Annotated in this window: 22 protein-coding genes; 11 read left to right on the forward strand and 11 right to left on the reverse strand. The window is 47.2% G+C overall.

Annotated elements, in window-relative coordinates; genetic code table 11:
- The 6 genes from AWQ21_RS15640 to AWQ21_RS15665 form a co-directional block, all read right to left on the reverse strand.
- Positions 1-3,291, reverse strand: coding sequence for a hypothetical protein (locus tag AWQ21_RS15640; RefSeq protein ID WP_065715617.1), 3,291 nt, complete (start codon positions 3,289-3,291; stop codon positions 1-3).
- 66 nt (positions 3,292-3,357) lie between these two features.
- Positions 3,358-4,887 carry a hypothetical protein gene (locus AWQ21_RS15645; protein ID WP_065715618.1) on the reverse strand — a complete coding sequence of 510 codons (1,530 nt, stop codon included), beginning with the start codon at positions 4,885-4,887 and terminating at the stop codon, positions 3,358-3,360.
- Between the two features lie 5 nt (positions 4,888-4,892).
- Positions 4,893-5,405, reverse strand: a complete 513-nt coding sequence (locus AWQ21_RS15650) for a hypothetical protein (RefSeq protein WP_065715619.1) — start codon at positions 5,403-5,405, stop codon at positions 4,893-4,895.
- 39 nt (positions 5,406-5,444) lie between these two features.
- Positions 5,445-6,674: a hypothetical protein gene (locus AWQ21_RS15655; RefSeq protein WP_065715620.1), complete on the reverse strand. Its 1,230-nt coding sequence runs from the start codon at positions 6,672-6,674 to the stop codon at positions 5,445-5,447.
- Positions 6,675-7,432: 758 nt separating this feature from the next.
- Positions 7,433-7,663, reverse strand: a complete 231-nt coding sequence (locus AWQ21_RS15660; protein WP_065715621.1) for a hypothetical protein — start codon at positions 7,661-7,663, stop codon at positions 7,433-7,435.
- A 182-nt stretch (positions 7,664-7,845) separates the two neighbouring features.
- Positions 7,846-8,151, reverse strand: a complete 306-nt coding sequence (locus tag AWQ21_RS15665) for a hypothetical protein (protein ID WP_065715622.1) — start codon at positions 8,149-8,151, stop codon at positions 7,846-7,848.
- 284 nt (positions 8,152-8,435) lie between these two features.
- Here AWQ21_RS15665 and atpD point away from each other — a divergent pair, with 284 nt between their 5' ends.
- The 9 genes from atpD (at position 8,436) to AWQ21_RS15710 (ending at position 15,165) form a co-directional block, all read left to right on the forward strand.
- Positions 8,436-9,833 (forward strand): F0F1 ATP synthase subunit beta, encoded by a 1,398-nt coding sequence (gene atpD / locus AWQ21_RS15670; RefSeq protein WP_065715623.1) that lies wholly within the window; start codon positions 8,436-8,438, stop codon positions 9,831-9,833.
- Positions 9,830-10,231 (forward strand): F0F1 ATP synthase subunit epsilon, encoded by a 402-nt coding sequence (locus tag AWQ21_RS15675; protein WP_232315169.1) that lies wholly within the window; start codon positions 9,830-9,832, stop codon positions 10,229-10,231. Before atpD ends, AWQ21_RS15675 begins: the two co-directional genes overlap by 4 nt.
- Positions 10,228-10,527, forward strand: a complete 300-nt coding sequence (locus tag AWQ21_RS15680) for an AtpZ/AtpI family protein (protein WP_065715624.1) — start codon at positions 10,228-10,230, stop codon at positions 10,525-10,527. Before AWQ21_RS15675 ends, AWQ21_RS15680 begins: the two co-directional genes overlap by 4 nt.
- Before the next feature lie 97 nt (positions 10,528-10,624).
- A complete protein-coding gene (locus AWQ21_RS15685; RefSeq protein ID WP_083998100.1) occupies positions 10,625-10,936 on the forward strand; it encodes an ATP synthase subunit I in 312 nt (103 codons plus the stop codon).
- A 5-nt stretch (positions 10,937-10,941) separates the two neighbouring features.
- Complete coding sequence (locus AWQ21_RS15690; RefSeq protein WP_065715626.1) at positions 10,942-11,643, forward strand: F0F1 ATP synthase subunit A; 702 nt, start codon at positions 10,942-10,944, stop codon at positions 11,641-11,643.
- On the forward strand, positions 11,640-11,915 hold the full coding sequence (locus AWQ21_RS15695; protein WP_012305626.1) for a F0F1 ATP synthase subunit C: 276 nt from the start codon (positions 11,640-11,642) through the stop codon (positions 11,913-11,915). Before AWQ21_RS15690 ends, AWQ21_RS15695 begins: the two co-directional genes overlap by 4 nt.
- Positions 11,916-11,917: 2 nt before the next feature.
- A complete protein-coding gene (locus tag AWQ21_RS15700; RefSeq protein WP_065715627.1) occupies positions 11,918-12,670 on the forward strand; it encodes a F0F1 ATP synthase subunit B in 753 nt (250 codons plus the stop codon).
- 29 nt (positions 12,671-12,699) lie between these two features.
- On the forward strand, positions 12,700-14,238 hold the full coding sequence (locus tag AWQ21_RS15705; protein ID WP_065715647.1) for an alternate F1F0 ATPase, F1 subunit alpha: 1,539 nt from the start codon (positions 12,700-12,702) through the stop codon (positions 14,236-14,238).
- Positions 14,239-14,241: 3 nt separating this feature from the next.
- Positions 14,242-15,165, forward strand: coding sequence for a F0F1 ATP synthase subunit gamma (locus tag AWQ21_RS15710; RefSeq protein WP_065715628.1), 924 nt, complete (start codon positions 14,242-14,244; stop codon positions 15,163-15,165).
- A gap of 171 nt (positions 15,166-15,336) precedes the next feature.
- Here the strand turns inward: AWQ21_RS15710 and egtD are convergent, their stop codons facing one another.
- The 4 genes from egtD to AWQ21_RS15730 form a co-directional block, all read right to left on the reverse strand.
- Positions 15,337-16,305: an L-histidine N(alpha)-methyltransferase gene (gene egtD, locus AWQ21_RS15715; protein WP_065715629.1), complete on the reverse strand. Its 969-nt coding sequence runs from the start codon at positions 16,303-16,305 to the stop codon at positions 15,337-15,339.
- 47 nt (positions 16,306-16,352) lie between these two features.
- Positions 16,353-17,645: an ergothioneine biosynthesis protein EgtB gene (gene egtB, locus AWQ21_RS15720; protein WP_065715630.1), complete on the reverse strand. Its 1,293-nt coding sequence runs from the start codon at positions 17,643-17,645 to the stop codon at positions 16,353-16,355.
- Between the two features lie 48 nt (positions 17,646-17,693).
- Positions 17,694-18,188, reverse strand: a complete 495-nt coding sequence (locus tag AWQ21_RS15725) for a DUF427 domain-containing protein (protein ID WP_065715631.1) — start codon at positions 18,186-18,188, stop codon at positions 17,694-17,696.
- Positions 18,189-18,316: 128 nt separating this feature from the next.
- Positions 18,317-19,246: a hypothetical protein gene (locus AWQ21_RS15730; protein ID WP_065715632.1), complete on the reverse strand. Its 930-nt coding sequence runs from the start codon at positions 19,244-19,246 to the stop codon at positions 18,317-18,319.
- Positions 19,247-20,067: 821 nt separating this feature from the next.
- On the opposite strand from AWQ21_RS15730, the gene AWQ21_RS15735 reads away from it, so the two are divergent.
- Complete coding sequence (locus AWQ21_RS15735; RefSeq protein WP_232315170.1) at positions 20,068-20,751, forward strand: TVP38/TMEM64 family protein; 684 nt, start codon at positions 20,068-20,070, stop codon at positions 20,749-20,751.
- A gap of 19 nt (positions 20,752-20,770) precedes the next feature.
- On the opposite strand, the gene AWQ21_RS15740 is transcribed toward AWQ21_RS15735, so the two are convergent.
- Positions 20,771-21,763, reverse strand: a complete 993-nt coding sequence (locus tag AWQ21_RS15740) for a 2-hydroxyacid dehydrogenase (protein ID WP_065715634.1) — start codon at positions 21,761-21,763, stop codon at positions 20,771-20,773.
- Positions 21,764-21,925: 162 nt separating this feature from the next.
- Between AWQ21_RS15740 and AWQ21_RS15745 the strand changes: the two genes are divergently transcribed.
- On the forward strand, positions 21,926-22,228 hold the full coding sequence (locus AWQ21_RS15745) for an HNH endonuclease (RefSeq protein ID WP_012305642.1): 303 nt from the start codon (positions 21,926-21,928) through the stop codon (positions 22,226-22,228).
- The last annotated feature ends 91 nt before the right edge of the window (positions 22,229-22,319 follow it).

The raw sequence follows: 22,319 nt of genomic DNA on the forward strand, positions 1-22,319 counted from the left end.
TTATTTGCCTCCGTTACTACGAGCCCAACGACTAGCCAGAATATCCATAAAGCAGCGTAACTGCAAGAGGAATGTAGACTCTAGTTCAAAATCTTCTTTCTTGCCGAGTTTTTTCTGACAGGTGTCTTTCACGACTTGCTGGAGCACTTCTTTAAGGTCTGCCGGGATTACTTGATCACCTTTGATTTGCACTCCAGGAAGAGCTTGGATACTACCAATTCTCTCCTGAGTAATGATTTGATTAAAGTTTCGGATATACCGTTCCAGTTCTTGGGTACTGATAACATTAAAGCTGGTGATTTTTCCCCATTCTTCAGGAAGATCAAGAACATCTAGGGCTGAAAACTCTTTTCCATTAACTTCGCAAATCTCACCCACTAAAGGATTACTTTGTTCAACACGTTGGAGTGTACTTTCCTGGGGGATAATCAAACCCTCACATACTTCTGACTTGGGATGAACTGTTCGTTGAATTGGTTCACTTTTTGGATTGGGCTTAAGTTCCGAAGACCTCTCCATGACGCCTAATAAAACTTTGTTAATTTCGGAGCTACTATTGTATTCCCCTGTAGGTGTTAGCCAATCTAAGAAACGAGAACCATTGCCGCCAACAAAAACAGTGGCCGTACAATCATTTTTATCTTGAGAGGCGTATTTTTGAACTAGCCCTAAATAATGGTATAGTCCGCCAATCGCAAAAACGAGTAAAGTACGAAACTCTTTGTTTTTCTGTTTACTCGCATTGACCGCATAGCCTCCTTCAAGAATTTTGCGGCCATTACCACGTAGGTAGTTATCAAGGGCAGAATTAAAATTATTACCCTTAAGAACCTCTTGTAAACTCTGGGCATCACGTTCAGAAAGACCAAACACATCGCCGATGGCATTCAGGTTTAGCTTGAGTAAACGGTGATAAATATCTCGCCCCGCATAGGCAACAGAAGTTTGATAAATGACTTGACTGTCTCGGAAAATCGCAATGTCTGAGGTACCACCACCAATATCAACGCAGATGGTATTCAGAAGATTATCTTCTACCCCTGCACAAACATTCCGATAATATTCTGCAAAAGCGATACTTTCGGTGCGATGAATTGTTTCGTCGTACAAGTGACGCTGATTCGTAATTTGTTCCATATCCCGTAATGTTCGCTTCCAAGTTGCAAAGTACATTTGCTCTTCATGGGGAGAGAACGCAGAGGGATACGAAACCACCCAAGTAATACTTGTTACTCCTTCAAGGGCTGCTTGGGCTGCTACCAGTCGCTGAAGATGACGCAGGAAAGGATCTTGGAAACGGATTTGATCCCACTTAATGTTGCTTTTAACGTGCTCGACATTAAAGTCAAATTTATCTAAACGGGGGACAAAAATCCGGGCTTCCTTAAGGGGTTCAGGAATTGCGGTGCTGGAGGATTCTGTCCAACCCATCGTTGTCAACAAGGTCGCCATGGGTAGTCGTTCCCGTTCGTCCTTGATAAAAGTTTCTGGCACAAACATTTCTCGGTAGGCTCGATCCCGGATCGACAGGGGGGCTTCCGTAATTGAGAGCATTTGGGTTTGGAGATCCAACCATTGGGGCTCACCATTGCCTCGACGAACAGCCAGATTAGTAAACGATGTCCCAAAGTCAACGCCGACTGTCCATTCTCTCGTTTCTCCCAATTGAACTCGGGGAATTCTTAGGGGTAGTACTCCCAGGGGACGACCATCAGCACTCACCGCTTCGAGAATATTAGGGTGCTGGGGACATTCCCAATATTGATAACGAGCCTGTTGCCCCATATTACGGAAGAAGGACGTCGCCCCCACCGTTGGGGGAGCCAGGGAAAATGCTGTTTCGACATTCTCTGAAGCATCTGTAAAAACGAAGAACTGTTTCCAACTGCCGACGGGAACATTGGGCCACATCCCAACTACGGGGATCGCTCCTGATAAGCTATTTTCGGGCTTAAGGGGAAATTCTTTGGAGACTTCGTAAAATACGGGTCTACTACCATAGCCAGACAAGGGCACCTTGAGTGAGACCTTTACTCTACGGTCAGATCCCTGGCCGATCAAGCTTAGGCTGGTCACTTTTTCAAGATCAGGGCTAGCAAAATAATGTTTTAGCAGTGGATTGAGTGGTAGTAGAAGTGTTTTTGCGCCCCGTACTCGATTGGTTTGCGCATCGATACTGTCATAGACATTTAATTTATCGGTAATCCAAGTACCTGGAAGTAGTTTGTCGCCTTCGATATAAAACAGTTCATCTAGGAAAAAGTCTTCAGGTGTTAGGAAGTAGGCATCGTCGCGCCCATGGGTGACCGGATTGAAGATCTGCAGAGAAATTGTGCCATAGACAATGATTTCACCGGGGCGATGGCCTAACTTGGCAGGGAGACGCTCTTGATCAATTAGGTAAATGGGTCGGTCTGGAGCAAAACCCGCTGATGGCAAAATCTGTACGTTGGAACGAGGCGCGCTTCCCTCTTCTGCTAACTTCATCGGTGCGAGATATTTTAGCGGAGCAGGTTCCAATAAAATGCCGAAGCCATCTTCATTTTGGTTGATTTCGATTGGAGATAGTTGGCCACCTCCCAAGTCATTAGCAAAATCTTGGAGTTCTTGAATTAGGGAGTTGATCAGTTCTCGATTGCCACTGTCCCAAACATTGTTTAGTTCATTACAGAGATTTTTGAGCCATTCGATCACCACATAACGCTCGCGACTGCTCAGGGATTGGGTGGGATCACTAAAGCGATTGTCTTTGATCCAGTGAATTTGTTGCCCCAAGGCATTATTGATATGGGGCGCTGGTGTAACAAGGGTTGCGGGACTGGTCATCCCCAGCACATGTTCATTGCAATAAAAAACATAGGTCTTTAGCCAGGGATCTGCTTGACCAAAAGACCGACTTAAAACACTTTGATCGGCATCGGGCTTAAGGGTGACTAGGGCCTTGGTGAGTTTGGTCCGTTGAAGCTCTTCTTTGGTTAGGTTAATCTCCTGGGCTTTGATCGAAAGATTCAGATATTCCGATAGGGCCAAAGCTGCTAAAAAGCCACGATATTGACGCAATAAGCCTGCTCTGGCTTTATATTTTCGGTCTGAAATCGCCGCCATAAATTGGAGAGGGCGGGCCCAGGGACTTGGGATGGAATGAATATCAGCATCGTCACTGGCTTCAAAATCGAGGTCATCGGCCAGGTTTTTAATTTGGCTGAGGTTAACCTCATTAAATCTACCCGGTTCGACGGCGGGGATGGAGGTACGGTCAGAGAGGAGGGCAGGCAGGCAGGGATGAGTCATGGCAAATATTGGGCAAAAGGAAGCTAAACAACTTAGAGAAAAAATTTGAGGAAAAAGAAAAAGTAATTAGGCATTCTTAAAAAGAGTATGGACAAGACCAACAACACCATCTTCTTGAATTTCAGAGTTATCAAGGTCTGCTAAGGTGTTTTTGATAGTGTCGACGCAGTCTTGCCGTTCTTGTTCTGGGCTAACGGCTTGATCAGTGACTAGCTTACTGAGTTTGTCTTTGTAGGCTTTTTCTTGGGCATTGGCCTTGACATCATTGAGATTGAACAGGCGATCGCCCCGGTGATGGGACTTAGAAAGTTGCTTTGCCCAGAGAAGAAAAGCATCGGCCCAAATATCAAAAGCTTTGAGGGCTTGAATCTGCTCATCATCAGCAATAGTGGGTAAGAAATCACCGCTTGTTTTCTTATTATTTGTGCTGGTTTTAATACTATTCGTGTCAAAAAAGCGCGGGAACCAAGGTGCGCCAATGGCAAATTGTTTTGGGCCAAGTCGACTGGCTGCTTGAAGCTCGAGGGAAAAATTATGAGCCCACATGTAGGCAATCCGCACAGCTCCCCCTAGGTCTTTTTTCAGACCAGAGCCGTCTGGGAAATCTTCCCAAATTAAGTGGTCTTGGTTGCGGCGACAGATGTAGTGGACTTTGGTCCCGTCATTAGAAGAGGTACTAAGGTCATCTTGGCGACGTTTGATAATATCTTTAATTGCTAGGGCAGCATATAGTTCCACAAAGTGGGCATCATTTTTTTGCTCTTCGCCCCCAGTTTTTGAGCTGTAGTTTGTAGAAGCACTATTCCCAATAATATAGATGTCCTTAAAAATCTTTTCGTTGCGGCTTTGTTGGTATAAAAACTTGAGTGCTGCTTGGGTATTGAGGCTAAAGAAACGTTTCTCTGCAAAGACTTTTTCTTCTTCAGGGGGCTTTTCAAAATCAAAATAGGGTAGCAGGATGGATGTATTGATCTCAATATCCATTCCCATATCATTGCGGAGGCGATCGCCGATCAGCTTTGCGAGACTCGGCACCCCAGAAGCCCCAGTCCCCCCAAAAATACTGCCAAAAAGATGAATAAATGTTCCTGTGACTCCCTCAGTATTTTGAACATCATTAAGCATTCGTTCGAGGGGATTTTGCCGATCACGAAAACCCCCATCAATACCGAGGGTTCCTAAAATTGCTGAACCGACAGGCGGACGACCCCGAAAGCCCACATCAAAATCCATCACCCGCTCGTTAGGGCCATAAAGCACTTCAAATACACCCCGGAGTGGATCACTGGGGCGTAGTTCTAACATTTGCTCAAAAGAATTGCCAACAGATTGCTCTAGGGGATTCCAAACCTTCCAATCTTTGATTTCCGCTGCCATAAAGCGGGAAGAACCTTTTTTGAAATGCCAATAGCAATTAATGGTTTTTGTAATGTTTTGTTGGGTGCGGGTCAAATTCCCATTGGTTGGATCTGCATCGATTAGTAAAACATTGAGCTCACAATTGTCTCCATAGGCACCGATGGCATGCAAAAAAGTGACCGCCTCAATACATTTTGCACCACTACCACCAACACCAATCGCATAGATTTTTGACATGATTTTTAACCTCCGTAAAATTTTCTGAGTTTAATCGCTAGGGGGGGAATGTTTCTTAGGGAACGTGGTGTAGCAAGGGCTGAGGGCAACCAGAAGATTAGTAACGTATCCAGTAAAAGACAGCCAGGATACCATAACCAGAATTCCATGTATCGTCCCTCGTCAAGCCAGCCCAAGAAGTAGGAAGTACCAAAAAAGATGAGTAAACAAGCAAAAAAGTGAAATAGGGCCGATAGCCACCAAGTGAAGCGTTTAGCAAGGACTAATTCGGCACGGATAAATTGTTTATTATAGGCTTTAAATATCCAGAACCCTAACAATAAAAATCCTAAGACTAAACTAATAATATTATTGAGCCAAAAAATGTCGGCAATCCAATCGTCAATTTCAGTATTCGTTGCGCTTAGAGGCAATATGGGCTGATAAAAAAGATAATACTTACCAAGTAAGTTCCACAATAAGGCGATCGCCACAGCGATAACTAAAGCAAACCAGCTTTTTAAGGATTTTCCAGACATACAGTTCAAGTACCTTTTACAAAAGAGACGACATAAACGTTAGTTAATACCAATACAAAATTTCACCGCATCATCGCCGGGGACGTGCGCTATGCCGGTATCCAGATCGGTATTTTGGAGGGCCATGCCCTTGACGGCTTCCCGCAGACCATAGACAAAGAGCAAGAGATTTTGGGTCTTGGCACCATTGGGATTAGCCGCCGTAGAATTCCAATCTGCCCAGACTGCTTCATCTAAATCCCGTTGGGAAAGCGTCAGGTAAGCGGTTTCTCCGCGCCGTGATCCCTCACCAGCATTAATGCGGGTCTGGACATTGAGGCGATCGCCTTGGACATTGACCGCTTCAACATTCAAAATCGGATTAGAACTGACTAATTTTTCGGGGCTAATTGTCGCGCCCAGCAGAGATGTAGAAGGCTCAGACCAAACATCGACCACCGTTTCCGTTTCTCCCTGGCAACCCCGCTGCTCCAAGATCAGCCATTGATTTGCCTGTTCCTTTGGGGGACGTTGACGGCCAATATTACCCCGCTGGATCGTACATTCATTGACAGGATCTGGTACAGACGTTTTGTCTAAAGTGATCACATCTATATCTGAACTCGCGAAGGAAGTGACCCGGAATGCTTCACTCACATCTAGAGGTAAATTATTAAAACTATTGATAATTTCGTCCAAAGCTCTCTCTGGCCCTGTCATTACTAGATAAAAGGGACGCCCGGATTCAGTAACATTCGTATCATCGGTCGAGTAGTCCCCAATGACCACTTGTCCCGTTTCGGCAGAGAAGACATTGCCGTTAAATTCACTTCGTACCCCCACGAGAACTGCTTTGTAGTCTTGATTCTTTTGGAGTTCTTGACTGACACGACTCGACAATTCGGCGATCGCCGATTGATTAGGCTCTAGATCAGTAATCAAAATCTTGACAACTTTTTCTGGATCAACTGCTTCATCTATTTCAGCGTTTTCCGTCTGGGCTACTGGGTTTTCATTAGAATCCGCAGATCCATTAAGCTCATAAATTTGATGTAAAGTGCTCGACACACAAGGATAGTCAGAACCTGCCACCTTGCAATCATAAAACTGGGGAAATTTCGCTTCTAAAAATTGCGCTGTTGTAATCGCCTGTGCCTGGGTGGTATCTGTTTCTAAAGATGAACCGATCCGCCAGTATCTTGTTGCGATATTACGATTACCAATGAGGGTACTGAGGGAATCAATCGCTTGGGTATATAGAGTTCCAGAGCGACTGACAAAGCCAACCATCGAGCCACTTCCATCAATACCAATGTCTATGCTGACATTTTCGAAAGGATTAGTCGAAGTTGCTTCTGCAATTTCTGGTTTATTGACACAATCAAGCTGGTTAGAACGGCTACGACTTCTAGTCCTTGTACAAGATATTAAAAGTAGACCCAACAAAATGCATAAAAAAAGTTGACTTGACTTAAATTTTAAAAAATTTCCTGTCATGAAAAAAACCAAAGTCGTAAAAATGTTAAGATCTCTTATAGATCAATGACAAGCTTGTTTTTTGTATTTCTTAATATAGATTTTTATTGATTTGCCCTATAACCACCCAAAATCAAAGTTAAATTTCTAAAAATCATATCACACACTATGAGTTGCTGCAATCAAAATTTCTCGACACAATTACGAATTTAAAAAAACGATAAACAATGCAAATTAATACAGTGTAAAATAGAAAATATGACAAAAATGACTTTTTCTATTCTGAGGGGTTTATTTTAGTTATAGCCTAAAAAGCAGTACTTCCATAGACTCTGGGAACTCTACTAAGCTTCTGTCAGAGAGTCTTTATAAGCAAAATTTTTACAGATAAATGTTACGATAATTTAAGAAAAGCTGGTGAAATTTTTGTGAATTACTAAGATTAAATGTTTGACATCAATCGCCTCGCTTAAGGATTGGCATAAAATTTTTTCAAATTGATCCAGCCTTATTTTTCAAGATGATTTTGCTTTTACATGATTGAGCAGTCAATCCTTTAAGAAATTAGCAATCTATTGATAGATAGTATTGGCGATGTCGTCGTTGAAGGCCGTGGCGGGCACATCCAAAATTATCTGACCTGCGCGCATCCCTAAAATGCGATCGCCATATTTTTTGGCTAAGTGAACCTGGTGGAGGCGACAAATCACCGTGAGGCGTTTTTCATTACAGAGGGCGCGGGGCGATCGCCACCCATTGTTTTTGTCCCCCAGACAGTTGATCGTCTCGTTAAAAAGCAACATCGAGGAGCTGCACCCGTTCTAGGGCGGCTAAAGCTTCCCAGAGCATCACTTCAGGAAAGCGCCCCAACGTCTTGCCATTTCCCAACCTATGGTAATCAATAAAATTGCCCCCTGGGAAGCTGCATCATTGTTCTGTAGGGAATTGCTTGAGGTAATTGGCGATCGCCTCTGGGGAAGGATCATTATGGTGCGCCAGAACATATCCCCAAGGCCCCAACCAAGCCACATCCAACGTGCCAGCCAGCACGTAAGGCTTCAGAGATACCAATCCAATCTTCGGTGACAGTTACATCTCCGGGAAGATCCAGTTCGGTGGCGAGGGCATCAAATAAAGGCTCAAACTGTTGGCGGTTCTCGTCGGGCGTCGGGAAATAGGGGCCAACACCGAAAGAAATACTATCGAGGGTTATGGCACTATCTGGCCCAGAAGTGGACTGATTATTGGCCGAGGCACAACCCACTAGCAACACACCAACAGTCCCGATCAAGATATTTTTCCACTGACTGATCTGCTCTATTCACCTGATTGTGCTCCCGTTGAAATTTGATCTGCCACGCCTAAACCCTGATTTAGACTCAGTTATGTTCAGAATAGCGAAAACAATTTGAGAAAAATGAAAAATACCTTAAAAATTCGCTGATTTCCTTGATTTCTGACTTTCTGGGCTGTTATCTGATGTTTGCAATTCTCCATATTTGTGGCGGCCCTAGTGATTTTCGCTAGAGTGATAAAAGCATCCCCAAAGGCGATCGCCTTAATTTATCGTTCCCTATGCAATCGACCCATCACTCACCAACCACCACCAATCATGGGAAAGTGGTTTCCGTGCGCGGTAGCGTCGTTGATGTGTACTTTCCCCAACAGCTACCCAGCTATCTCCATCAACTCAATGCCGGGGAAGAAGGTCGAATCGTTATTGAAGTCGTTGCCCACCTAAACGCCACCCTTGTCCGGGGCATCGCCCTGACCCCCACCTCCGGTCTTGCCCGAGGCGCCACCGTGACCGATACCGGCCATCCCCTCGAAATGCCTGTGGGCCGCGCCTTACTGGGGCGCATGTTTAATGTTTTCGGTGAGACGATCGATCAAGGCAAACCCCTAACTGCAGTGAAGTATCGCTCAATTCACCAAGCCGCCGTTCCCCTCGCCCAACAATCAACCCAGGCAGAAATTCTAGAAACAGGGATCAAAGTGATTGATGTCCTCGCCCCCATCGAACGGGGTGGGAAAGCTGGCCTCTTCGGCGGGGCAGGCGTCGGCAAAACGGTCTTAATCACCGAGATGATCCACAACATGGTCAGTCAGCACCAGGGGATCAGTCTATTTTGCGGTATCGGTGAACGGAACCGAGAAGCAGAGGAACTCTATCGGGAAATGCAGGCAACAGGGGTGTTAGACCAGACGGTGTTGCTGTTTGGTCAGATGAATGAACCGCCTGGGGCAAGGTTTCGGGTGGGCCATGCGGCCTTGACCATTGCTGAATATTTTCGGGATGAAGCCCATCAGGATGTATTGCTCTTGATCGACAATATTTTCCGCTTTATTCAGGCTGGTCAGGAGGTTTCAGGTTTAATGGGGGAACTGCCCTCGCGGGTGGGCTACCAACCAACCCTCGCGACGGAATTAGCCGCCCTTGAAGAACGGATTACCAGTACAAAAAATGGGGCGATCACCTCGGTGCAGGCGGTGTATGTGCCCGCCGATGATTTTACTGATCCGGCAGCAGTGCATACCTTTGGTCATTTATCGGCGTCCATTGTGTTGTCACGTAAGCGGGCCAGTGAAGGTTTTTATCCGGCGGTGGATCCCCTGCGTTCGAGTTCGAAGATGTTGATGCCGGCGATCGCCGGTCGGCGTCACTACGAAATTGCCCTGGCAGTGCGCCAAACCCTTGCCACCTACGAGGAACTTAAGGACATGATCGCGATGTTGGGAATGGCTGAACTCGCGGCGGGCGATCGCGCCATTGTGTACCGCGCCCGCAGGTTAGAGCGCTTCCTGACCCAGCCTTTTTTCTCGACGGAACAGTTCACCAACAAAACAGGGCGGGTGGTCAGTTTAGAGGCGACTCTAACGGGTTGCGAGCGAATTTTAAACGATGAATTTGCCGATGTACCCGAAAGTGCACTCTATATGATCGGGGCTATTGGGGAGGTACAGCGACCATGATCACCCAGATGGATCTTAAGGTACTGTGTTTGACAGATTTGCTGGTGGATCAGCCAGTGCAAAAAATCACGGCAGAAGGTAGTGGCGGTGGATTTTGTCTATTGCCCAACCATGTGGATTATGTGGCGGTTTTGCCGGCGGGTCTTTTGATCTTTGAAGCCAGCACGGGAGAAGAACATTGTCTGGCCATTGATGAAGGTATTTTAGTCAAACAGGGGGCTGCCGTTTGGGTTTCGGTGCGCAATGCGGTGCGGGGAGATAACCTCGATGACTTACAGCAGGCGGTGCAAGCGCAATTTACCCAGTTAGATGAGCAAGAAGAACGGGCACGGAGCATGTTAGCACGTCTCGAAAGCAGCATTGTGCGGGACTTTATCGATTTGGGAGGCGCTTTATGACCACACCAGAGGGCGATCGCCACCGGGAAGATTTTGAACGCCAGATCCAGCAAAAATCCCAACAAAAAATCCGGGCCAAACGAGAAGGCGATCGCAGTTTGTGGCTAGGATTTGGGGTCTTTGGGATGGTGGGTTGGTCGGTGATGGGGCCGACCCTACTGGGAATCTTCCTGGGGATTTGGCTAGACCGCCGCTTTCCGAGTCCCTATTCCTGGACGTTAACGGGCTTATTTCTGGGGATTATCCTCGGTTGTTGGAACGCTTGGTTGTGGATTCAACGGGAGCAAAATCGATGAGGTTTAATTATCCATGCAAAAAATAAAACTATTAAAGGCGATCGCCAAATCCCATCACTTCTTGAAACCTAATTAAAATGCTCAGTTAAAAATGACAATGAATCTATTTTTAGAAAAAATAACGCCCAATTTATTTGTTTTTCCCCTCGGTTTTGGGCTGGGGTTATTTTACTTTACGGCACTGTGGTTTACCGTTAAACAATTGACCCGCTCCCAACATCCAGTATTACTCATTATTACCAGTGGTGTGGTGCGGTTGATGTTAGCCATGGTCGCCCTATATTTGATGATTGATGGCTATTGGGAACGGGTACTAATCGCCCTTGCAGGTTTTTTATTAGCGCGGACTATTTTAATTAATCGGTGGCGGCCACAAACCTCATTATCGGAAATATTGCTGGAGGAATAGAGGGGATGCAAATTACACCGGATAGCATTATTTTTTATCAATATCAGTTTGTGGTAATTAATGCCACTTTGGTTTATACATGGCTTACCATGGCGCTGTTGGTAGGCGGTGCCGCTTGGGTTACGAAAAAATTAGTGGTGCGCCCCAAACTGCCCCCTTGGCAGAATTTTTTAGAAATCGTTGTCGATGGCATTTATCAACATATTGCAGAGGTCACCCAACAGGAACCAGAACCCTATCTGGCCTTTGTGGGCACTTTATTCTTATTTATTTTGACGGCCAATTTATTAACCGTCGTCCCCGGTTATCACGCCCCTACTGGTTCCTTGTCAACCACCACTGCTTTAGCGATCGCCGTGTTTGTGGCTGTGCCGATTTACGGGATCCGTCAGCGGGGAATTTTAGGCTACCTCAAAGGTTATCTCCAGCCGACGCCGATTATGTTACCCTTCCAAATTATTGGTGAATTTTCCCGGACTTTAGCCCTGGCGGTGCGTCTTTTTGGCAATATTATGAGTGGGAATCTTTTGGCGGCAATTTTGTTAGCCCTGGTGCCGCTGTTTGTGCCCGTGGCGATGAATTTATTGGGGCTGGTTTTTGGGGTAATCCAAGCCTATGTGTTTGCGATTTTGGCCTTGGTTTATATTGCTTCTGCCGCGACAGTGCAGGAGAAAAAACAAAGTATTTCTATGGAGGAAAATTCATGAGTGATCTCGCATTAATCGGCTCGGTGGCGATGGTGACCGCCGGCATTACCATTGCGATTGGTTCCATTGGCCCGGCCCTGGGGGAAGGGATGGCTGTGGCTCGAGCTCTGGGGGCGATCGCCCAGCAACCGGATAAAGCCAATATGATTACCCGCACCCTATTTGTGGGCCTCGCGATGGTGGAGTCAACGGCGATTTATTGCCTGGTAGTGTCGATGATTTTGCTGTTTGTCAATCCATTTTGGAACTATTTTCTTAACCAGGGAGGTTAACGGTGTTAATTGACTGGTTTACGGTATTTGCCCAAATTCTTAACTTTGTCATTTTGCTGGGTTTGTTGCGCTGGCTCTTGTACAAACCTATTTTGCAGGTAATGGCCAAGCGTCAGGCCCAACTGGCGGAACAATGGCAAACGGCCACGGATCTCCAAGCCCAAGCCCACCAGGCCCTAGAACAATATCACCAGGAACAACACTCCCTCCAGGAAAATCGAGCCTCATTTTTAGCTGAAGCACGGGCGGCGGCAGACGAAGAGCGACAACGGCAACTGCTGACCCTACGCCAAGATATCCAAGCGCAACGAGAAGCCTGGGAAGCAGATTTGCACCAGGAACAAAGGGCTTTTTTCCATACCCTCCGGCAACAGGTCAGCCAACAGGTGGTGGCGATCGCCCGGCAAGCCCTCCGGGATTTGGCGAATGTGAGCCTGGAACAACAGATGGTGGCGCGCTTCTGTGAACAGTTGCAAAACCTTTCTGCGACCCAGCGGCAGCAGATCCATAATTCAGAAACTCCACCAGAAGCCCTCTTCATCCGCACGACGTTCCCCGTGGACGCGGCCCACCAAGCGCAAATCAAACAAAGCCTCGCCACTACCTTAAACCTGGAGGGAATACCCATTCACTTCGTCACTGTGCCGGAGTTGGGCTGTGGCATTGAAATGAAACTGGCTGGCCAAGCAATCCTCTGGGGCCTGGATCCCTATCTCGATCAACTCGAACAAACCCTGGCGATCGCCACCCGTTAATGCCCTTCATTTTTGACCCGTCCCTCACCATGGAACCCCAAGCCCCATCCCTCCAAGGCACCTATACAGAAGCTTTACAGCAAATTCGGCAAACCCTGGCAACTTTTCCGGCCCAATTGACTTTTCGAGAAACGGGGGTCGTTGAATCTGTCCGGCCAGGCATCGCCCGGGTGAAGGGGCTGCCCAACGTCCAGGCCGATGAATTGGTCTATTTTTCGCGCTCCAGTGCTGGCGGTGAACCGCTGCTGGGGATTGCCTTTAACCTCGATCCCGATGAAGTGGGCGTAATTTTGTTGGGGGATAGCCATGCACTCCAGGCAGGGGATGAGGTCTATCGCACCGAAAGGGTGATGGATGTGCCCGTGGGAGAAGTGTTGCTGGGGCGAGTGTTGACCGTGCTGGGGGAACCTTTGGATGGTCGGGGCGCCCTCAAAGCGGTGGAATGGAAACCTGTCGAACGGGAAGCCGCTGCAATTTTGGATCGCGCCCCGGTAACGGTGCCTTTGCAGACAGGGCTGAAAGTGGTGGATGCTCTGATTCCCATTGGTCGGGGGCAGCGGGAATTGATCATTGGCGATCGCCAAACGGGAAAAACCACCATTGCCATTGATACGATCCTCAACCAAAAAGACCAGGATGTGATTTGTATCTACTGCGCCATTGGCCAACGGTCAGCGGCGATCGCCAAGGTGATTGCCACCCTCCGGGAACAGGGAGCCATGGACTATACCATCGTGATTGTGGCGGCGGGCCAGGATCCCCTTGGACTGCAATACATTACCCCCTATGGCGCGACGACGATGGCGGAATATTTCATGGAACAGGGGCGCGATGTGTTGATCGTTTACGATGACTTGACCCACCACGCCCGCACCTACCGTGAACTCTCCCTCTTGCTGCGACGACCACCGGGGCGCGAGGCCTATCCTGGGGACATTTTTTACCTCCATTCGCGGCTGCTAGAACGAGCAACCCACCTGGCGGCGGCTTTAGGGGGTGGCTCCTTGACAGCTTTACCCATTATCGAAACCCAAGCCCAAAACCTTTCAGCCTACATCCCAACCAATTTAATTTCCATTACCGATGGTCAAATTTATCTCTCCCCAGAACTGTTCCAAAAGAGTATTTTCCCGGCGGTGGATGTGGGAAAATCCGTGTCTCGGGTCGGCGGAAAAACTCAACTGGCCGCCTACCAAGCTGTTTCTGGGACGTTGCGCCTCGCCTATGCCCAATTCCAGGAAGTAGAAGTATTTGCCCGTTTTGGGACGCAACTGGATAAACAAACCAAACAAACCCTCCAACGGGGGAAACGCATCCGGGAGGTGCTCAAACAAAACCAAAGTCAACCCCTCACAGCGGCAGCTCAAATTGCCATTTTGATCGCCGTAACCCAAGGTTTATTAGACCATGTAGCCCTAGAGGACATTCCAGCGGTAGAACAAAAATTGGCCGAGGCGATCGCCCAGGAATTACCCGACCTTGTGGAGCGCATCCAGTATTCCCATCCCCTCACGGAGGCCGACCAAACCCTCCTTTTAGAAACCCTGCAAGCTGCCATCAAAACCTAAGCAATGCACACCCTCGAATCCCTGCGCAACACCATTAACAGTATTGAAGATCTCCGGGCTGTTGTCCGGACCATGAAAGCCTTGGCCATGGTCAGCATTCGGCAATATGAACAGGCCCGCACGGCTCTCCAGGACTATAACCATAGCCTTGAACTGGGGTTTCAAGCCCTACTCCAGCATCGGCGTTTTGCAGAAACAAATCTTGATCAGCCGTTGCCCCTGGGTACCAATCATCAACAAGGAAAAGTGGGGCTGATTTTGTTTGGCTCTGACCACGGTTTGTGCGGCCAATTTAACGAACAACTTGCCACCCATGCCCTGCACACTTGCCAACAACGGCAGCTCATAACCGCTGATTATGCCTTGGCTTCCGTGGGCGATCGCCTGTTGCCCTACTTGCAGTCCCTAGACCATCCCCACCACACCACCTTTCGGCTCCCCAATTCCCTCGCGGGAACGCCCCGTCTTATTCAAAATCTCCTAGGCTTAATCGATCAATGGTATTTCGAAGCCGAAACATCACCGATTCGCCAGATCCACTTGATTTATCACCAATCCCAATCCAATACCCTCTACCAGCCCGTCACCCGACAACTATTACCCTTGGACCGTCAATGGCTCCAGGAAATGGGCGATCGCCCCTGGCAATCCACTGCTTTTCCTCTCCTCAATGGCCCCTGGGCACCAACCTTTGCAGGTGTTGTCCGCCAATATCTTTTTCTCAGCCTGTATCGCGCCACTGTAGAATCCCTCGCCAGCGAAAATGCCGCTCGCCTTGCATCCATGCAAGCTGCTGAAAAAAATATCGAAGAACGACTGGGTGATCTCCAGGCCAACTATCGCCAACAACGGCAAAATTCGATCACAGAAGAACTTTTAGACATTGTTTCTGGGTTTGAAGCCCTCAACCCCAACCGCCCCTGCTAACCACAATATCCAAAACCCTAGCTAAGGCAAAGCTGATTACGTTCACCGACGGTATTCGTGCCGATTGTAATCGTGAACGACCTAGCGCCGAGTAAAAAGCTTGGCTCATTCCCATTAAGGGAAATCGACAAGCACGGGACTTACTGCCTCCCGAACCCACCACAAGTTAAATTAAACGGCTAATTTTTGCCAAACAGAATTGACATAATACTCCCGTTGATCTGAAAAAGTATGTAACACCCGAAAGTGATGCTGCTCTGCCAGTTGCTTAATCTGTTTGCGGGAATATTTCCGGGAGGTCTCCATGTGAATCGCCTCCCACGCTTCAAAAATATAGCTTTGGGACAGTTTATTGAGGGTGACAGTTTGGGTACAGGTACTAACGAGATAACTTTGGGCCTCGCCGGTGAGGGGATGATAAATGGGACAATGTTGGAAATGATCGAGCTGAAAGTCACCCTCTAGTTCTCGATTAATCCGCTCGAGTAAGTTGAGGTTAAAAGCACGGGTCACGCCCTGGGCATCGTCGTAAGCTCGGAGGATAATCTGCGGGTCTTTCATCAAATCAAAGCCCAACATGATCAAATCACCCGGATCGAGGTTACGGGTAATATTTTGCAAAAAATCATCGGTTTCTTGGTCTGAAAGATTACCGATAGTTGAACCCAAGAATAATAAAATTTTGCGCCGACTTAAATCATGATCCAGAAAATCAGTATGGAAATAGTCCCCTTGGATCGGAGCAATGGTTAGATGCGGTAAATCAGCCTGAATGGTTTCTGTTAAATGGGTCAGGATATTTTCAGAAATATCAACGGGGGCATAGACAAAATCAACAGCCTGACTTAGGAAATAATCAAGTAAAATCTTTGTTTTTGAGCCATCCCCCGCGCCCAACTCTACCAAGGTAAATGGTTGGCGATCGCCATAAAATAAATCTAAGATATGTTGCTTTTGGGTTAAAAAATTTTCCCGTTCACAGCGGGTTAAATAATATTCCTCTAAGGTCATAATCTGCTGGAACAGAGCATCACCCTGGGCATCATAAAAATACTTACAAGGCAAACTTTTGGGGGAATGGGACAAGCCCCGGTGGACATCTAAAGCAAAGGGATTAAGGGCTAAATTTTGGCTGAGCATAGCATTTTGAATCAATAAAAATTAAAAAAGTGGCAAGTTTTTTTTGCTTAACAATGTTCCGCAAGGCGTAAACCTGAAAATTGCCAACGCATTTGTGGGTGAAAAAAGTTGCGATATGTCGGTCGGATATGTTCCCTTAAAGTCGCACAGGAGCCACCCCGGAGTACCATCTGATTCACCATAAATTTACCGTTATATTCCCCTAGGGCACCTGCTGGAATTTCATAATATGGATAGGGACAATAGGGACTACTGGTCCATTCCCAAACATCCCCATAAAATTGTTTACTATGTTGTGTTCGGGGTTGGGGATGAAGCTGTTGGCCATCCAAAAAGTTAGCGGTTTCGGGAATCTCAGGTTCGGATAAATTGCAGGCTACTTCCCACTCAAATTCCGTGGGTAAACGTTTTCCGGCCCACCGGGCAAAGGCATCCGCTTCGTAGAAACTAATGTGGGTTACGGGGGCGTCCCAGTCGAGGGTTTCATAGCCATGTAAGGTGTAGTGGTACCAATTTTGCCGTTGTGGGTTTTTATCTAAGTGCCAATATAGAGGTGCAGCAAGGTTCTCTGTCTGGATCCATTCCCAGCCTTCCATCAGCCAATATTGGGGATCTTGGTAGCCACCAGACTCGATAAATTCTCGGTATTCACCGCAAGTAATTAAACGGTCGAGAATGCGGTATGGATGCAAAAAAACTTGATGCCGACCCCGTTCATTATCAAAATAAAAAGAGTTACCTCGATGACCAATTTTATAGATGCCTTCGGGGATTTTTAAATAATGTTGTGGTGGAGTTGACGTTGGCTTATGGGTTGCTTGTTGAGGTTCTAAAGAAGGTTTAGAAACATAGGCTGGGAATAAAGGATTATGACCGAGAATATATTTTAAGTCGTATAACAGCAGTTCTTGGTGTTGCTGTTCATGGTGAATACCGAGGGTCATCGTTGTGTAAATTTCTTCCTGTTCAGGCAAATCAAATGCTTCGATATCCAGTAATAATGTTTCGAGGGATTGATCGACCGCATGGCGGTATTCGACAATCTCGGCGACGGTTGGTCGTGATAAAAAACCACGCTGCGATCGCCCCCATCGTTCTCCGGCCTGTTCATAGTAACTATTGAAAAGATAGGCATATTGGGGATGGTAAGCCTGATAGTCTTTGAGGTTTTTTTGGAGGACAAAAGTTTCGAAAAACCAAGTGGTGTGGGCGAGATGCCATTTGGGGGGGCTGACGTAGGGCACAGGCTGAACAACCTGATCTTCTGGGGCGAGGGGTGCGGCCAGTTTCAGGGTGAGCGATCGCGTTTTTTGATAATTCTCAAGGAGTGAAGCAAACATGGATAATTTGATAATGCGGGCACAGTAAAAGTAATTTTTGAGAGGTCTTTACCAACCCCATGTGCCCACTTCTCCTTTAAAGGGGCCGACAATGTCAGCGGTAATCCAACCGCCATAAAAATTACCTGCTTGGGGTGTGACTTTTTCCCCATTAACGTAGCAGGCATCCATCCCTTTGGCACTAAAGCCGTAGAAATTTTCAATCTTCTGAAAGGCTGGGGTCGGTTGAAAAAACCGCCAGGCAGCAGCTTCAATGCGGCGATCGCCGACCACCACATCGTAGTATTCATAGCGACCTTTCCATTCACAGATGCCCCGTTGCGGGTTGGGCACGAGGTACTGGTGCTGGACATCGGCGGCGGGAAAATAATAGCTCGGTGGATGGCTGGTTTCGAGTACCCGTTTCCCCCCAGTGGTCTCAGCGATGGTGATCTGATTACAAACAACGACGAGATGTTTAGCCGTATCTTCTAGGCGAGCAGGACGGGGATAGTCCCAGACGGACTCTTGGTGGGGTTCGGGCTGAATCGGGATCGGTCGCATGAAAACATCTTTCCTCTCAAAGAATTATCCCGCCAAAGGCGATCGCCTTCTAGTGTGTGCTGTTTTGGCCTTGAAATTCAAGTCTGAGAAGTTTTCTGAGGAGTGCTGCCTGGAATTTTCATGCGCCATCACAAAGTTGGGGCAACTTGTCCATAGGGAATTGCCTCTTCGGCGTTAGACTGCTCCACAAAGACGCGACCGATTTCTTTGTCTACTCTTGTTACAGTGTGTTCTCTAAATGAACCCGCAAAAACCGCTTGCACTGTATCACCTGCCTCGACATCAGGGACAAGCGGTACGGGTTGACAATCTGCTTTTGCATAGACTTTCATTCTGCCCGCAAAACCAACGGTTAATATTTTTTCGCCAGCAACTTTAACGATTTGCACAGAATTCCATCTTTCGCCATCATTTGCCGCAATCATGTTGCCTTCTTGCCACGAGTCGGTGATTTTCACGAATGAATCAGGCGCGAGTGGATATTCGGTTGCACCGATGGATTTACCACTATCTTTGTCTGTTGCCGGATTGTCATAGGCCAAATCCAAATACATGACCACAGGTTCTTGGGGGTTTGCATCATCCACGACTATCGCGCGTTGCATCCCGGAGCCAGTTTGCCACCAGGTCAGGACAATGTCACCTTTTTGTGCTGTTTGTCCTTTTGGGATCGGGATAATCATCGAGTTCGGCATTTTAACCATCCCGTCAAACGTTGATTCGATTTCTGATTCAACCTCTCCTGGTGCAGACATTTTTGCGGAATAGTAAATGTAGGTTTCGTTTGTCGGGTCTTCCGCTGCTATGGCAGCCGTCCACATCTTATTTGTGGGGGTCAGCACATAGTCTCCGGCTTCGGCTGTGATGCCCACTGTCGGAAAATCGAAGGGAGTCATGCCAGGGGCGAGGGTTGCCGTTTCTTCTGTCACTTCGACTTCTGAAGTTTCAACTTGTGGCGGATTTTCGGTGTTGCTAGCTTCATTGCTGCCGCAGCTGCTTAAGGACACAAGTAGACCACCAGTTATTATGGTCGTGAAAACGATTTTTTTGAACGTCATAATCCAGAGAGTGTGATTTTTTCTAATCTATTTGCTTCTCAGATTAGGAGAGACTTACCTCAACAAAAATTAATCCTTAGAAAATGCCTCGGAAGTCTCTGTTTACGATGGTTGTTACGTAATTTTCACTGGATTTAGTACCTGCAAGACTTATGTTTACATTAAACGGTTGCGATAAAAGCCACCGCTAAACCCTTTTTAAATATCTTTTTGGTCGTAAATTCAACCCATTAGTTATCCTTGGAGACTGGAAAAAAAGCATGAGTCAATAAAATTATCTTGATGAAAAAAATAGTAGTGACCGAGTGAACTTTATGACACTTCAAATCTACACCTTTAAAGCCGCTAGTAAATCAAATTCCTTGGCTATGAGTTGGATCAGCGTAAAAGAAAAATATTTTGGGTCTAACCACGGTGACGCGATACATAATGCTCGGATTTGTGATTTATTTGAACGGGCTAGATATCCTAAGGGGGAAACCTAGGGGTGAAACAACTGCCTTGGTTGGATTGGGAACGGCAATAACGGCAATATAAATGGTCTCCAGCGGCCCTAGCCAAATCCAGTAGATCCTGGAGCATTTGAATGGTGTGGGTTATTTCGATGACGGCAGTGGCGATCGCCGGACGAACAGAAGGATTAACTTGAGGGAAAGCTGATGAAACCTGCTAACTTAAAGGGTGACACTAATCAAAAAACTAGGCATCGACGGCAACCAAAGAAAATACCTTGTTGGACAAGCTTTACGGGTTTAGCCTTGGGTGCATTCGGGGTAAGTATGCTTTTAGAAGTGGTTGCACTCTCAACATTTTTCGCTGGTATGGCAACGGCGGCCCATTCAACATCAATCTTTGTCCAGGGGGTTTTTGGTACGGGATTTGATCCCCAGGTTTGGTTCCTCCAAAGCTTGCAATGGATCGATAGTCTGGGTGCCCTAGGGGCGATCGCCTTTATGGTGCTTTATGTCGTTGCGACGGTGGCTTTTTTACCGGGGTCGATTCTGACTTTGGGAGCCGGGGTTGTTTTTGGCGTCGCCTTGGGATCAATTTATGTTTTTGTTGGGGCAACCCTAGGGGCGATCGCTGCTTTCCTGGTCGGTCGTTATCTGGCTCGGCAATGGGTCAGTAAAAAAATCGCCGATAACCCGAAATTTCGTGCCATCGACGAAGCGGTTGGCAATGAAGGCCTAAAGATTGTGCTTCTCACTCGCCTCTCGCCTGTATTTCCCTTTAATCTACTCAACTATGCCTATGGGGTCACGGGCGTTTCCCTAAAAGATTATGTCCTCGGCTCCGTGGGAATGATCCCTGGCACTGTGATGTATGTTTATATCGGTTCCTTGGCCGGAAATCTTGCGACCCTCGGCACAGAAAGCACCAGCGCCAATCCCATTGCCCAGTGGTCGATCCGTATTCTTGGTTTTGTGGCTACTGTTGCTGTGACTGTCTATGTGACCAAAATTGCGAGACAAGCCTTGAATAAAACCGTCACCAATTTGAAATGAGGCATTTTTGCCATGGCTCCTAGGGACACAGCTGATTCGCGCAAACTTGACCTTTTTCCAGTGCTCGCAAATTATCTAAAGTCGTAGTTGCAATGTTCCCCAAAGCTTCCTGGGTAAAAAAGGCTTGGTGGGCAGTGATCACCACATTGGGAAAAGACTGTAATAACTGAAACGTATCATCTTGAATCACCGTATCTGATAGATCTTCAAAAAAGAGATTTTCTTCTTCTTCGTAGACATCAGTGCCAAAATAACCCAATTGACCTGTTTTCAGCGCTTCGATGACGGCTCTGGTATCAATTAAGCCCCCCCGACTGGTGTTAATCAGCATGGCACCGGGTTTGATCTGGGCGAGAGAAGTGGCATTAATTAGGTGATAGGTGTCGGGCACTAAAGGACAGTGGAGAGAAATAATATCAGCTTGGGTGAGCAGATCCGGTAAATCTGTGTATTGGACGCCCAAATCTAAACAGACAGAATTTTCTTGGAGATCGTAGGCCAGCAAACGACAGCCAAACCCTTGCATAATTTTGGCAAAGCATTCGCCAATTTTCCCGGTGCCAATAATCCCGACTGTTTTACCGTGGAGATCAAAACCCAGGAGGCCATTGAGGGCAAAGTTATCGTCCCGGACGCGGTTGTAGGCGCGATAGAGTTTGCGGTTGAGCATCAAAATCAATCCTGCGGCATGTTCGGCTACGGCATGGGGAGAGTAGGCGGGAATACGGACAACGCTCAAGCCTAATTTACGGGCGACTTCAAGGTTGATATTGTTAAACCCAGCACAGCGTAGGGCAATATATTGAGTGCCGTTGTGGGCGAGTTGTGTGAGGACGGCTTCCCCCAAGTCATCGTTGATAAACGCACAAATGGCCGGAAAACCAGCGGCGAGGCTGACGGTATTGGGAGTGAGGCGTGGTTCGAGAAATACTAGCTCATAGTGAAAGCGTTGGTTGACTCGATTAAATGAGGTTTGATCGTAGGGTTTGCTGCTAAAGAAGGCGATTTTCATGGTGCTTTGGGGTAAGGGAGATCGTTTTTTTTGGTGATTTCTTGATAATTAGGTTTAAAATCACAAAATAAGGTCACAAAACAAACGGTATTCGCTGTGATGTTGGCCGGAATTTTTTAATACTGTAGCGATTTCAGGATCATCTTGCGGCGCTAGGTTTAGATGAAACATTCTTCTCGATATTCTGATGATTGGCAGGCGATCGCCTTACAAGTAAAAGAGGATGCAGACTGGCGCTGTGAACTCTGTGGCCTGGTGTGTATTCCGTCGGATGTGAAAGTCAAAGGCATTGATCGCCACCTACGGGCTGTTTTAACCTTAAGCGTCCACCACAAAAATTACATCCCCGAAGACAATCGCCGGGAAAATCTCATTGCCCTTTGCTCTGCCTGCCATTTACGCCAACACCAGCGCCGTTACGGCTCTCTCCCCCTCGGTCAGTTGAGTTTGTTCGGGGAAGCTTGATCGTCTGGGTTCTTCTGGGTCTGGGGGGAAGTGAGTTAAACTTTCAGCTAGATCAATTGCTGTATTTTGCTGCTGTCTGTGGGAAATGTCT

Source organism: Picosynechococcus sp. PCC 7003 (genome assembly GCF_001693255.1).
Taxonomy (GTDB): domain Bacteria; phylum Cyanobacteriota; class Cyanobacteriia; order Cyanobacteriales; family MRBY01; genus MRBY01.